Consider the following 14013-nt stretch of genomic DNA (forward strand, 5'->3'; position numbering starts at 1 on the left):
CTAGCAGGCAGTGGCGGTTTCGGCATTATGCCTGGGCACCAACTAGAGGGGCTCCTTGCAAGCGAGCAAGCACGGTACGCATGCCTTGCTCGGCATTGTCGCCGAGATGAATACGCAACGTACGGCGGCTGTAGTCATGCAGTGCCTGCAAGTCGCCGGCAGCCTGCGCATTTTGGAAAGTACCAAACGAGTAAGAACGACCGGGCAACTGAATGTCCTGCGGATGGTCTACGGTGAACTGTACGAACAAGCCCGTGTTAGGACCGCCTTTATGGTACTGACCAGTGGAATGCAAGAAGCGCGGCCCGTACCCAGAGGTAGTAGCAATGTGTAGTTGATCTACAACCTGCTGACGCAGCCGCTGTAAATCTTCATTTAACTCAGGCGATTCCGTTAAGTACGCTTGGATATTGAGGAAGTCACCGGGTTTGGCCTGCGCGAAGAATGCACGCACTAAGTCAGCAGCCGTATTAGCTTGAACGGCAGTGTAATACGATACACCATCTTCCGTTACTTTGGGCTCTTCCGTCTGAGGTAGCTTGCCTTCTTTTTCTACCACCTTCATCAGGCTATCGGTAGCTGTCTTGGCGGCTTGCACGTTCGGCTGGTCGAAGGGGTTGATTTGCATTACAGCACTAGCTACGGCCGTTGCTACTTCCCACCGGAAGAACTCTTGGCCAAGATCTAGCGGGTCAGCCATCAGAATGGTAATTACTGGGTGCCCAGCTTGCTCTAATGCTCCTAGCTTTTGCTGGTTGGCCTCGTCAGGCTTGCTTGGTAGCCAACATACACGAACACTCGGTCTTGGCCATATACTGCCGGTGCACCTAGCGGCTCACCGGCTACTGGCAAAATGCCTTTTCCTTCTTTACCTGTACTTTCCGCAATAAGCTGCTCTAGCCATAAGCCCAGGTCACTCAACGACTGCGGTACTACCAAGGTTAGCTTGTCTCGGCCTTCCTGAGCTAATACGCCCAGTGCAACACCCAACTCCAAACCAGGATTATAATTAACTGGTCCGTAGGCACCGCACGCACGCATCATTTCAACAGCACGATCTAGTAGCTCCCGAATGTTGATTCCGTATAAGGCAGCAGGCACTAACCCAAAGTACGATAGCGCCGAAAAACGACCACCTACTTCAGCAAAGTTGAGGAAAATACGGCGGTATCCTTGCTCGGTAGCTGCGGTAACAAACTTAGAACCTGGGTCAGTTATTGCCACGAAGTTCTCCCCAGCTTTGTCACCCTTTAGCTCTTGTAAGCGGTGGTAGAAATAGTCACCGAAAGCTAGTGGCTCAGCCGTAGTTCCTGATTTGCTGGCCACAATGAAGAGCGTCTCTGTCAAAGGCACCGACTCCTCAATCTCACGTACGGTACCAGGATTAGTCGTGTCAAGAATGGACATGGGAAGCCCACCTTCACCCTGCGGGAATGACTTTTCAAATACGATGGGAGCCATGGTGCTACCACCCATGCCCATCACGACTACGTGCTTGAACCCCGCCGCATTTACTTCCTGCGCGAACTGTTCGATTTCAGGCACAGCGGCCACCATCGTTTCAGCTACTCGCAACCACCCCATAAAGCTACGTACGCTTTGCTGCGCGGCCTCATCTTGCACCCACAGCGAAGCTTCTTTCTGCCAAAAGCCTTTCGTAAAGTCTCTTGCATCAAATTCCTGAAGTTTGGCGTTGATGGCACTTTGGTACTTGCCTAACTGCAGTGTTGCAGGAGCTACTTTGTCGGCCGAAGCTAGCTGTTTCTTGTCTTGTGCGTCCATGGAATAAACAAAGGTTCGTGAAGTTGTAATCAGCCTACTATGCCAGCTAGATGGTAAGCTACCACCTAAGCTATGAAACGATATCTACTTGGCACCTTGCCAAAGGTCTACAAACTCTCTTTTCAAGCATACTAACACCACAATATTATTGTGGCCCGTTGATGTACGAGATGGCAAGATATAAGACAAAAAAGGCCTTGTCGTTATGACAAGGCCTTTTTTGCAAGGTAATTAAACGGTACTACCGCTTAGAAGCTCCACAGGTTGTATTCGTACTCGATAAGATCAGCGGCTGCCTGCTGCGAAGCAAGAATACCCTGCTGCTGACCACCATAGATTTCGTCGAGACGCGAATCATTCGGGTTGGAAACCTTCACGATGTACGAGTTGAACAACCACAATTCGAAAGCATCTGCCAAGTTCTTGTGTTGGGCATCATTCTGCGGATTAAACCAAATGGCCTTGTCCGGATTGTTGCGGAACACCTTCACTAGGTCACTGTACTTAAACGTGCCAATTACCTTCTCGATACCGGAGGTGTTAGCAGACAGTGTAGAAGGAACCAATAGCGTGATGGCTTTGATATCATGATACATCCGTGACCGTTTTTTGTCAAAGATCATATCCTCCTTCATTTCCATCTGGTAGAGGTCCTTATAGCGATACTCGTTAGCTACAGGAGCAGCAGGCTGGCGCGGGGCAGCAGCCGAACGACCGTTACGATTACGAGGAGCTGGTGTACCCCAATCATCGCCCGTGTCCTCCGAGAAACCAGCCGCACGTTCTTCGTCACTAAGGCCTGCGCTGGCTTCAGCATACGACATATTCGACATCACTTCCTTCGAAGAGAAGGTCGAAGTCAACGAATCGTTTTTGTATGCTTGCAACTCTCCACGCTTCACCGCTTCGATAATTACACGGCTGATTTCTCTCTGCTCCGCGAACATTGGCTTGTTCTGCTTCTCGCGTAGATCAATCGCGCGCCAAATCGTCTTCCGGAACATGATATCCGAATTAGGAATCGGGCGGTACGAGCCGTTGCTGCTCGCGGTGGTAGCTTGTTCCTGAGCCGAGGCTGCCACCGACAGCATCAGGCCGGCCGTCAGAGCGGCGAAGGAGAGGAATTTGTTCATACCGAAGTAATCAAAAAAGCGCGGCGGTTAGTTCAGAAGAGTAACGTATTATATCAGCGGAATATTGAACGTCTTCGACACGTTCACCTCTTCAACGTTACCCTGGAAGTTTTGACGCTGTACCTGCTTCACTTCAATGTACAGACGGTCACCTTCACGGGCTGAGTTTACGATGCTGCTCAGATCAACAGTTGGACCGTTTACAGTAATAGGAGCCATTGCTGGGCGTTTGCCACGCACCAAAATAACCTCGTAGCGAGCAACGCGGAAACGAGCATCATCAGGCAGGAAGGTCGAAAAACCAGCGTCTGCTACAGCACGCAACTGCATGTTGCGCACAGCTGTAACTGGAGTTCCTTGCTTTTCATTAGCCTCACGACCACCTACGATGCATTTAATCTCTGGCTTAGGAATCGGACGAACTTGGAAAGTTTGCGAACCGATGGGGTTACCACCACTGCTTACGCTTAGGGTCACCTCTTTCGAGTTTGGCACTAGCGTTACCTCGCCCTTAGCCGAACCTTTGATAGTAGAGGCACCGGAGGCCGAGAAGCTGGGCTCATACTGTGCACCCAACGCAGGTACCTGTACGCTCAACTTGTTACCGCAACGGAAGTACAAAGCTTGCACCGAGGCAGATTGGATCTGCATCACTGGCTTAGTGACTGTATAAGGCACCGTTACTTTAAAAGTCGTATCGCGGCCACCTTGCTTGAAGCGGATCGTGCCGGTCCATTGAGCCTTAGCATTACCAGCTTGGTCAAATGAACCTGGACGAGCAGTGAATTCTACCTTGCCTTTGCCATCGGGGCCTACTGACAGAGGTGAGCCATTCAGAGTCATCGAAGGGTTCAAACCAGAAGCTGAAGCAGTCAAAAACAACTCCGCTTTGTACTTAGTACCAGCAGCTACCGTATTTGATTCAGCACTGGCGAAAGCACCAATCTTATCGAAGATGATATTCTTAGCACCAACTTTAGAGGCCAATACACCCAGAGCATCAGATTCGTACTTCAGTACCTCAGCCTCTTTTTGCGAAAGCACTGCCAACGCAGCTACCAAGGGAGTATTCTCGAAGTTGATTTCAGCAAAGTTCTTGCTCTTCTGCTCCGGCTCTGTCACCATTGGATCTTCTTTAGCATCTAAAGCCAACGGAGCAGCATTCGGTACGTATTGCTTAATGAACGAAGAATACTCATTGAGCTTGTCCTTCATTTCGTAAGCAGCGCCGTCCTTTTTACCACCGATCATGGTAATAGCCACTTTGTCTTCAGCGCTCATGTTCTTGTACTCGTTCTTGCCTTTAGTGTTCTCAGTGGCAGTTACGAGTCGGTCACGTACTCCGCGCAGATAATCAATCATCTGCTTAGTGCGCGTCCGGATTGCATTGCTCTGCTCCAGGACGGCTAAGTCGCCTTTTTGGTTGTGAGCTTGCTCTACTTTGGACTGTATGCTTTTAACTGTGTTATCGTTCGATACCGACGTCTTATCGTTGATACCGAGCAAGCTGTCGTCCAGGAATTTAAATTTTAGCAGAATTGCTGAGTTTACTTGAAGGGCCAGAAGAGCGGTGAGTACCAAGTACATCATCCCGATCATCTTCTGCCGCGGAGTCTCTTTACCTCCCGCCATCGTGTCTACCTATCTATACTGGGGTGGAACTGATTCTGAATCGTTAGGATAACTAGCAGATTAGCTAGTAGCACGCATAGCGTTCAGCATGTTACCATACACACGGTTGAGCGAGCTCAAGTTCGTGGTCAGGCTAGTTACTTCCTGCTTGAACTGCTCAGTCTCCTTACCGGCTTCTGTTAGGTTTTCCATTGCCTGCGACAGCGTGCCATAGAACTTATTCATAGACTTCAAGTGCGTGTTGGCATCCTGAAGTTCCATCTCATACACTGCATTCAGAGCGCCCAAGTTTTTGGTCACGTTTTGCACCTGCAGGTGATATTCTTTTGCGTCAGACGTGGCATCAGCCATAGCCGTCATAGCCTGAGCGGTGTTAGCGTAGGCTTCGTTGATGCGCTCAAGCGACTGAGCGGCCGAACGAACCTTCGTGGTGTACTCATCAGTAGCGCTTGTAGCATCACCAAGCGTAGATAGCTGCTGAGTAGTAGCGCTCAAACGGTTCAAGCCCTGGCCCAAGGAGCTAATTGCTTCTGGGGTTACGTTAGCATCCTTCAGCATATCGTCCAGCTTACGGGTCAAGCCCGTGCCGCCATTGTCAATAGCATTGTTACGGAAGCTGGAGCTGCCAGTCGAGGGGTCATAGCCTTCGCTTAATTCCGGATATACCAGCGACCAATCAGGGGATTTCTCCGTGGGCTGAAATGCGCTGAACAAGAAGATTAGAGCCTCAGTCCCCAAACCAACGATCAACATAATGTCAGCCCCCTTCCAGTGCTGAATTTTAAATAGTGCTCCGACAATTACGACTGCAGCACCGATGCCATAAATCATTGGCATCACTTTGTCGAAGAAAAAATTACCGCCTTTTGCTGCCATGTGATTTGATTGTTGAAAAGAAGAGGTTTTGATTAATGAAAAGCGAAAAAGAAACGCAGATTGGGGAATTAGAAATAATCAGTGCAGTAGGCGTAGGCTTAGTTCAGGCTGCTATTGGTGCCCATGCCAATTTGAATCATGGCAGTGCGGAAACCAATGTAGGAGCGGGCTGAGTCCTGATATTCAAAGTTGCGGGTGCCGGTTTCCAGGAAGTACGCAATGTCCTTCCAAGAACCACCACGCACTACTTTGCGGGGCTCGTTGTCGTCGGGGTTAGTCGGGTTCATATCCCATACTACTGGCACGGAAGCTTCCATGTAAGCATCGTCGCACCATTCCGATACGTTGCCTGACATGTCATACAGACCGAAATCGTTCGGGAAGAAGGCACCTACTGGAGAAGTGTAAGCATAGCCATCCGAAGCGTAATCACCACGGCCGGGCTTAAAGTTGGCCAGCATGCAGCCCTTCGAATTACGCAGGTAGGGGCCACCCCAGGGGTACGTAGCTAAGTCACGGCCACCACGAGCGGCATACTCCCATTCAGCTTCGGAAGGCAGACGGAAGTTTGGTGTTGGCGCTAAACCAGCTTCTTCGTTAGCAGCATTTTTGTTCTTGGTGCGCCAGTTGCAGAAATACTTAGCCGCAAACCAATCCACTCCTACTACCGGATAATCATCGAAAGCCGGGTGGGTATAATAGTACTCCATGAGAGGATCCCCCATGTGGTAAGTGAAGTCGCGTACCCAAACGGTAGTATCAGGGTAGAGCTCTGTCATTACGTATTCTTCACCTAACACATCAATAGAATCCTGCCGAATGGCATTCATGAATTGACGGTATTCATTGTTGGTGATTTCTGTTTCGTCCATGTAGAAGCCGGCGATGGTAACCTGCTTGTTCATGTTGACCATGGAGGCTGAGATATCTTGGTCAGTCTGGCCCATGTGGAAAGTGCCGCCAGGGCAAGGCACCATGCCGAAGGGGACCTCCTGAGGATTAAACTCAGGACGATCTTCTGCCCCGACCAGGTCGCCTTGCGGTCCTTTGCCGAAACCACAGCCTCCCAGCAAGAGCGTAGAAAACGCAACGAGAGGCAAATAGAGAAACTTGTTCATGTGAGGAAGAAAAAGACTGTTCAGGCGGCGATACCCTTAGATTACAATTCTATGAGTCTGCAAATCTAGCTATTCGAACGTTCGTACGCAAGCCTATCGCTCAATGCTTTCCGATTGTCTACGAACCAGCTGTAGGGTTAGTTAAACGATGGAAAGCAACGAGTTAGTACGTGCAATCTGTAATTCGCATTCAACACAGTATCAGAATGCCGGATTAGCTCACTTAAAGCCTCTAATTACTAGAAGCTGTAACGTGGAGTGCGAATTGCCGGGCGTACGGCCATACCCGGTTTGGGTAGGCGATAGGAGAGCATCAACTCGAACGAGCTGAGTGCGCGTGCATCTTGGTTAAATGCAACTAAGTCATAAGCCAATCCCACGCGCATTGCGTTATCCTTAGCAAAACTCAGGCCAGCCATGCCAGTGAACGACTCGTCGTAGCGATAACCAATGCCACCCCAAAAACGGTCGTTGAATGTAGCACGTGCGCCAAGCTCGTAGGAGTTGTTTTTGAACGTAAACTTATTGCTGTCCCCAAACTTTCCAGGCATCACCATTTTCACCAGCACGGTAGGTGTTATGACAACGGAAGAAGAAGCTTCGATATTGTAACCAGCCGTCAGATAGGCGTGATTTTCATTGATATACTCTGCTGTCCTTCCTCCGGCTACCTGGCTATTGAACTTATACGAAGAGCGCAGGAGATTATTCACACTTAGACCAACATATAATTGATCTGATTCATACCACGCTCCAGCCCCTACGTCAAACTTTTGATCAGACCCTTCTCGTGGTACTTTAACGTCGTCCTCATCATTAGCACGATAAGTACCCTGGTGAATATTATTCAGCACACCCTGGACGCCGATACCTAGGCGCCCCTCCCCCACCTTGAAATGCTTTGAGTAAGAAAGCTGGGCATTCGTGGTGCCCAATTGAGCAATCTTGTCGCGATATACACCGATGCCGAGGCCTCCTCCAATAGCGGCAACAGGTAGAGAAGCTGTTAAGGACAGGGTTTGAGGAGAGCCGCCACTATCGAATGTGCCATCATAGCCATAGTACTGAGAACGACCTATAGCTGTAATTTCCCCTTGGCCCTTGATGCCGGCATAAGCAGGGTTTAGATACATCCCATTGAAGCCATAATGACTAAACTGGGGCTGCTGTTGGGCCATAGCAGATCCTGCTACCGCCGACAACAGCAGAGTAGAAAGTAATATTTTATTCATAGAAGCGGCTGACTTTGGGTCAGTTACAGGCGCACATTTGAGAAACATGGTCTTTTCAAATGTAGCTAAAAAACGGGCTGCAACAAACCTCAGCGTAAAAACGCGCGGTGAAGCCCTTTTACCGACTTCACCGCGTTTAGAATCAGGCGCTTTGCTTACCGTTCTTGGTTTTTTCTTTGCCAGCATCCGTCCCGTGATGGTGTCGGATATAAGCTTCAATAGCTCCTGTCATAGAGGGAGCGTTTGGGTGGGGCGCTTCAATATCTAACTCTAGCCCTGCATCCCGAACAGCCTTTGCTGTAGTCGGTCCGAAAGCAGCAATACGAGTATTGTTTTGCTCAAAATCAGGAAAATTGATGAAAAGCGAGCTAATACCTGAGGGGCTGAAGAAAGCGATGCAATCATACTTCACATCGGAGAGGTCTGACAGGTCACTAGCAACGGTACGGTAAATAACAGCTTCCGTAAACTTAAAGCCGTTTGCTCGCATGTACTCGGGAATATCATCCTTCCGAATGTCAGAGCACGGATACAAGAACTTTTCGCTTTTGTGCTTTTTTATCACCTCGAACAGGTCTACTGCTGTCCGCTGACCCACGAATAGCTTACGCTTACGTAGCACAATGTATTTCTGCAGGTAGTTAGCCGTCTGCTCAGAGATACAGAAATACTTCATTTCTGCAGGCATCTCAATCTTCGCTTCTTGGCAAATGCGGAAGAAATGGTCTACTGCATTGCGGCTAGTAAAGATGACGGCAGTGTGCTCGAGAATATTTACTTTCTCTTTACGAAAATCCTTGTAGGAAACCGGCTGCACATCAATGAACTCCCGAAAGTCAACCTTGATGCCGTATTTCTCGGCAATGGCGAAATAAGGAGATACGTCATTGGTGGGCTTCGGCTGGGTGACAAGAATGCTGGAGATGCGCTTGGCGTGACGGCCCGTCCCCGGTTTGTCGTTACTCTCGGCCATAGGGTAGAAAAATGGTAAGGCTAGGGCAATAGGAGCAGTGCAGAACACCAGCTCTAAAGCTGGTAGTAGGAATCAATAAGTAAAAACAATCAGCTTCAACAGAATGACCAAGGGAATCACTTCTGTGGCGCAAAGGTACGAAAACAAATGTAGATTCAGTAGCGACCCCTTACGGTGCAGCGTACGCGCGACCCGTAGCACAGTACCCACCAACAGCAAGGAAACCACACCGTTGGATACCCATAATACCGTTTCAGGAAGGCGCTGATTGAGTCCTAGGTATAGGAACATGACCAGTGGAAGAAACAGCCCCATAAACAGCACCGTGCGAATAAATTCTCGGTACTGCACCATCACTAGGTCGGTCACATCAAAGATGTACCCCATAAGCTCCAGGAACAGGTATTTGCCAAGCACGAAGCCAGCTACGAGGGCTGTATATAACAGTACCCGTAGGACAATGGCAGATTCAGGCACATCAAATAATCGCCGCAGAATTACGATGCTCTGGATATTGGTATGAATGGCTACTAGTAGTAGAGCAAATGATAAGGAAAAGAGTAATACTAAGACAATATTGAGCCATGTAATAGTAGGCTTCATTAAGAAGTCTTGCTCCTGAGAGCTTTGCCCCCATAACCCTTCAAATTGATATATACGGGCAAAACCTGGTTGATACGTAGCTCGCAAACCGCCATACGCTAGCCCAATCAAGAGCAAGAAGCATAAGAATACATTCTGACCTTGGTGCCCACGCAAACGAGGCTGAGCTGCTACAACTGTTCCTTTGGCCTTACCCTTCTCTACTACTGGTACTGTAATAGCATTAGTAAAAGAGGCAAGGTTAGGAATGGCTTCAGGTTGCCATACGCACAGCAGATGCGGCCCTGCAATAGCTTTGGCAGGTAATAACTGGGCTAAATCTACCGTGTAAAAAGCAGGCCGAGGCGCCGTAAACACAAGCTGGTTATCAAGAAACAAGCTTAATTTCTGGCGCGCAGTAAAGCTAATTCGAAGGGGCTTCTTGGGCCTGATGGTCAGCCACTGGTAGTAGGCCTGGGCCGGAGCATGATAATCGGGAAGATACAGAACGAGCCTATTCTGAACTTCGTCGTGAATCAGCCAATCAGAGGTAAGGCCGCCACGTGGTGCGGGCGGCAACAGACGGTACTCGGCGGCTTGTGCCAACGACTGAGTTAGTAGCAGGCTCAGCAGCAGAATGCGGCGCAGGAAGCTACGAATAGGCACAGTTTAAGACCCTAGGAGCGTTAATTAGGATGCCACGCGCTGGCGGGCAGTTCGGCTGTGATATACTCCCAAGAAAACGCTCAACAGCAACGAAAACGCCACTAAGCCAGCAATCAGGATGGTATTGCCCAACTGGGAGAAGTTGATCACAAATAGAATTACAATCAGGTTCAACAGCCCGAGAAGCAACACGGTGCTGATTTGCTGAAAGCCCATGGCTAGAATCCGATGGTGAACGTGGTTTTTGTCGGGCGAGAAGGGAGAACGGCCAGCCATCATGCGCACAATGAACACCCGAAGGGTATCAAAAAGAGGCACAAACAAGATACCAGCAGCTACAGATGGTGCCGATGCACCAAAGGGCTGACCAACTTTTAAGCCCATCTCAATGAACTGAATGGCAAGGATAGAGACAATAAAGCCACATACCAGCGAACCAGTATCGCCCATGAAGATGCTAGCCTTGTGAAAGTTGTACCGTAGAAAGCCAAGCATGCCGCCAATCACGCATACGGATACATAGACATAGTTCTGGAAGCTAGGCCCGCCATACTGATAGAAATAGTAACCAAATGTGCTTACGATAATTAGCACAATGGTACCAGCTAGTCCGTCTAGCCCATCAATGAGGTTAATGGCATTGGTAATACCTACAATGGCAAAAAACGTGAAGGCATAGCTAATACCAATGGGCAACTCGTGGATGCCGAGAATGCCTTGGAAGCTCGTGATACGCACATCTGCCATGATCATGACGACTCCCGTAGCCAGCAACTGGCCCACGAATTTTTTGGCTACCGAGATGTTGACCAAATCATCTTTCAGGCCCACGAAGAACAGCACAATGCAACCGGCTAGAAGTTGCTGAATGCCGTTGCTCAGGTCAGCGAAGATGGTAAGAGCCGACATAAAGCCCGCAAATACTGCTACTCCTCCCAGACGAGGTGTGAGGGACTCGTGTACAGTACGCACGTTAGGCGTATCGAGCATATTTTTCAGGTGGGCGATATAAATGATTGATGGCACCGCGAATAACGAAACCAAAAATGCCCAAAGTGAGGACAGGCCCAACTGAATTGCAAGGTGACTCATGCGGTTCGGCGCTAACGGTAAATAATGCCTCGGCAAGGAGACAGGGGGTAAAAAGAAATACTAACTGTGCAGCACACCCTTGCGGTCCAGCAGGGGGATATATAATAGACTATCAGCAACGATAGAGTCGGGCACGAAAATGAACTTCTTGTCGAAGATTTGCTGGCCCTGATAATAGCTTACCCAGTACTGATTGTTCAGATGGAACAACGCTGGATCAATAGGCTCAATAGGTACTGCTGATTGTGGCTCTACCTCTAGAAGTACATGGCGGAGAGTAGATGTCCGAACTGGCTCTCCATCTTCAAGACTGGTACCATAGCCATTTGAACTGACGATGACATTCTGCAGAGCAGAGTCATTGGTATTCAGTAAATATACCTGCCAGCCAGTTTTACCTTCCTGCGTAATAACACTATCGTCGGGTACAATAGCTATTGATACGCCTTGAACGGGATTAAAGGAAATATCTTTTTTCATGAAAATGATTACTCTGGCTGCACCTCAGCACCAAATAGTGTGGTGAGATGCTGCAACAAACGTTCTTGTACTTCACTCAATGCTACTGGATGGCCAACCTCTTGTTGAAGTGAAGTCACTGCTTTGTCAGCAATGCCACAGGGCACGATGTGCGAGAAGTAAGCCAGGTCCGTATTAACATTGAGAGCAAAGCCGTGCATTGTAACCCAGCGGCTACACTTTACTCCCATGGCACAGATTTTTCGCGGATTAGCCGCCCCCTCTTCAAAATCAAGCCAAACTCCGGTGAGGCCGGCAATACGGCCTGCTACCAACCCATACTCTGCTAAAGTATGGATTACTGCTTCCTCCAGTACGCGCAAGTACCGATGAATGTCAGTGAAGAAATTATCTAAGTCAAAGATAGGATAACCTACCAGCTGCCCAGGTCCATGGTAGGTAATATCTCCACCGCGGTTGATGCGGTGAAAAGTTGCTCCGTGCTCTGCTAATGAAGCTTCGTCAAGCAAGAGGTGCTCTGGCTTACCACTTTTACCCAAGGTGTAGACATGGGGATGCTCACATAGCAACAAGTAGTTAGGAGTACCTTGGGTAGGTGCGTCAGCCTCCTGGGCTTCCCTATTGCTTGCTTTAATTGCTAGGGTGCTGGCTAACAATTGCTCTTGCAACTCCCACGTTGGCTCATAGGGTACAAGCCCTAAACGCCGAACTTGTATTTTTCGGTTTTGGCCCAGTGTTACTGCCGGCGTAACAACGCTATGAGTAACAGGCGTAGGCGTAGCACAAGCTGAGAGAAAATCCATGGATCAGATATTGCGTGGTGCTGCCACCGACAAAACAGCCTATAGTTCACAAAATGGCCTGGCAACTGCTTTCAGCCATTCAGCAATTTAGCCGTTTTTATTTCTTGTTCAGAAAGCACGCAAAGGTACTAGATTTAGACCCACCGCCAATAAGCATACTACACCAAGACGCTGTTACACCTTCGCTCATACAGTGTACTGCTGAGCTTATTTTAGCCTCTTTCCTTCTATCTATGTCTACTGCCTCGCACGCTCTTGGCCACATTGGAGAAGAAGCTGCCCTTGCCTACCTGCTCGCACAAGGGTACACAGTTGTGCATCGCAACTACCGATACCAACGGGCTGAAGTAGATCTGATTATGCGGCTCAGCGAGCAGCTGTTAGTTTTTGTGGAAGTAAAAGCTCGGTCTTCTACTCGCTTTGGGCATCCAGAAGAATTCGTTACTGCTCGTAAACAGCAGCTCTTCCGGCTAGCTGCCGACCAAGTGCAGTATGAACTGAATTGGACCGGTGATATCCGCTTTGATATTCTTGCGCTAATTACGACTAAGCAAGGACTACACATTGAGCATTTCAAAGATGCTTTCTACTAGTTAAGCCTGGTGGCAACCTCAAACTAGTACGGCATTAGTAGGCCACTTTACTTTCTAGCACCTGGCCGAGCTGTATCAGGCTGGTTTCGCTTGTCAAGCTTATCCTTCTCATAAATAAGCACGCCATTCCGGTTGTATTCCTTTACCAGAACAGGCTCCGCTAGTTCAGGGTCATACCCTGTTTCGCCGTACTCATACTCGTAACGTAGGCGGTTGCGAGTGTTGCGGAAGCCCCAATACCTGTTCCAAGTGCCAATGCGTTTGCCATTCTCAAACTGACCGTCCCACTCTAACTGGCCGTTCTCGTTGTAGCGCACATACTCCCCTTCTAGCTTACCATTCACAAACGGAATTATTTCTTTGACTTGCTTCTGGCCCGCATCGTAGTACGTCACATTCGCGTCGCGCGGGAACCCCATTTCGTAATGGGTCTTGCTGACTAATATGTTGTCGCGCGTGAGCTTCTCCCACCGTAAATGGCGCGTACCCAAGGCGTAAAACCCAGTCTCTACCACCTTTCCACCCTGCATCTTTTTATACGGGCCGTGCAAGACCTTAAATTGATTTGGATCTAATTCGCCGGGCGGCGCTTTAAACAGGCGGCGCTTTTTGGGGTCGTAGGCGTAGCGGGCAGGGGCAAATGGATTGGGCTGCTGGAAGGTGCGGAGGTAATAAAAGACTTCTATTACCTGGTTTTTACCTTTTGCCCCCGACTTCACATAGGCCTTCTTAATTCGCTCCCCTAAGAAGATGTTTTTCTTCTTGTTCGGTTGACGTTGAGCAGCCTTTTCTTTCTCCTTGGCAGCACGCTCCTGCTCTTTAGTTAAGCTGGCACGCTTCGCCGACAACGAGGGTGAGCTGGTAGTATCCTGAGTGGAAGCCAAGGTATCGGCACTTAGCTTCACGCCTACTGACTCAGGCTTACTATTAAATGAAACAGTTTTTTTAGAGCAAGCCGCAGCGAGTAGCAGGAGTAGCGACAGGAGAAAAACGTGCGGATGAAACAAGCGCATAAACTTAGCAGGCAGAGTTCGCAGCATCAAACGTAAAG

At 49.1% G+C, this 14013-nt stretch carries 14 protein-coding genes; 1 reads left to right on the top strand and 13 read right to left on the bottom strand.

Features of this window, described 5'->3' with window-relative positions; translation table 11 throughout:
• Window positions 1-25: 25 nt before the first annotated feature.
• The 12 genes from VI25_RS04235 to lipB all read right to left on the bottom strand — a co-directional run bounded on the left by VI25_RS04235 (window position 26) and on the right by lipB (window position 12369).
• On the bottom strand, window positions 26-700 hold the full coding sequence (locus VI25_RS04235; protein WP_052695175.1) for a hypothetical protein: 675 nt from the start codon (window positions 698-700) through the stop codon (window positions 26-28).
• Window positions 701-741: 41 nt separating this feature from the next.
• Window positions 742-1782 (bottom strand): hypothetical protein, encoded by a 1041-nt coding sequence (locus VI25_RS04240; protein ID WP_052695176.1) that lies wholly within the window; start codon window positions 1780-1782, stop codon window positions 742-744.
• A gap of 248 nt (window positions 1783-2030) precedes the next feature.
• Window positions 2031-2915, bottom strand: coding sequence for a gliding motility protein GldN (gldN, locus tag VI25_RS04245; RefSeq protein ID WP_045688351.1), 885 nt, complete (start codon window positions 2913-2915; stop codon window positions 2031-2033).
• 48 nt (window positions 2916-2963) lie between these two features.
• Window positions 2964-4547 carry a gliding motility protein GldM gene (gene gldM, locus VI25_RS04250; RefSeq protein WP_045688352.1) on the bottom strand — a complete coding sequence of 528 codons (1584 nt, stop codon included), beginning with the start codon at window positions 4545-4547 and terminating at the stop codon, window positions 2964-2966.
• Window positions 4548-4607: 60 nt separating this feature from the next.
• Window positions 4608-5423 (bottom strand): gliding motility protein GldL, encoded by an 816-nt coding sequence (gene gldL, locus VI25_RS04255; RefSeq protein ID WP_045688353.1) that lies wholly within the window; start codon window positions 5421-5423, stop codon window positions 4608-4610.
• Between the two features lie 98 nt (window positions 5424-5521).
• Window positions 5522-6541: an SUMF1/EgtB/PvdO family nonheme iron enzyme gene (locus VI25_RS04260; RefSeq protein WP_089333293.1), complete on the bottom strand. Its 1020-nt coding sequence runs from the start codon at window positions 6539-6541 to the stop codon at window positions 5522-5524.
• Between the two features lie 239 nt (window positions 6542-6780).
• Window positions 6781-7959, bottom strand: coding sequence for a type IX secretion system membrane protein PorP/SprF (locus VI25_RS04265; RefSeq protein WP_236704878.1), 1179 nt, complete (start codon window positions 7957-7959; stop codon window positions 6781-6783).
• Window positions 7916-8746, bottom strand: coding sequence for a uroporphyrinogen-III synthase (locus VI25_RS04270; RefSeq protein ID WP_045688367.1), 831 nt, complete (start codon window positions 8744-8746; stop codon window positions 7916-7918). The genes VI25_RS04265 and VI25_RS04270 overlap by 44 nt, the downstream gene beginning before the upstream one ends.
• A 72-nt stretch (window positions 8747-8818) precedes the next feature.
• Complete coding sequence (locus VI25_RS04275; protein WP_052695178.1) at window positions 8819-9994, bottom strand: DUF4271 domain-containing protein; 1176 nt, start codon at window positions 9992-9994, stop codon at window positions 8819-8821.
• A 24-nt stretch (window positions 9995-10018) separates the two neighbouring features.
• Complete coding sequence (locus VI25_RS04280; RefSeq protein WP_045688355.1) at window positions 10019-11086, bottom strand: MraY family glycosyltransferase; 1068 nt, start codon at window positions 11084-11086, stop codon at window positions 10019-10021.
• A gap of 60 nt (window positions 11087-11146) precedes the next feature.
• Window positions 11147-11566: a hypothetical protein gene (locus VI25_RS04285; protein WP_045688356.1), complete on the bottom strand. Its 420-nt coding sequence runs from the start codon at window positions 11564-11566 to the stop codon at window positions 11147-11149.
• Between the two features lie 8 nt (window positions 11567-11574).
• The gene (lipB, locus tag VI25_RS04290; protein WP_082455391.1) at window positions 11575-12369 is read right to left on the bottom strand and encodes a lipoyl(octanoyl) transferase LipB; all 795 of its coding nucleotides are present in this window, start codon (window positions 12367-12369) and stop codon (window positions 11575-11577) included.
• A 233-nt stretch (window positions 12370-12602) separates the two neighbouring features.
• On the opposite strand from lipB, the gene VI25_RS04295 reads away from it, so the two are divergent.
• Window positions 12603-12962 (top strand): YraN family protein, encoded by a 360-nt coding sequence (locus tag VI25_RS04295; protein ID WP_045688357.1) that lies wholly within the window; start codon window positions 12603-12605, stop codon window positions 12960-12962.
• 47 nt (window positions 12963-13009) lie between these two features.
• On the opposite strand, the gene VI25_RS04300 is transcribed toward VI25_RS04295, so the two are convergent.
• Window positions 13010-14002, bottom strand: a complete 993-nt coding sequence (locus VI25_RS04300; protein ID WP_052695179.1) for a toxin-antitoxin system YwqK family antitoxin — start codon at window positions 14000-14002, stop codon at window positions 13010-13012.
• Window positions 14003-14013: the final 11 nt, after the last annotated feature.

This window comes from Hymenobacter sp. AT01-02, from assembly GCF_000961955.2.
GTDB lineage: Bacteria > Bacteroidota > Bacteroidia > Cytophagales > Hymenobacteraceae > Hymenobacter > Hymenobacter mucosus.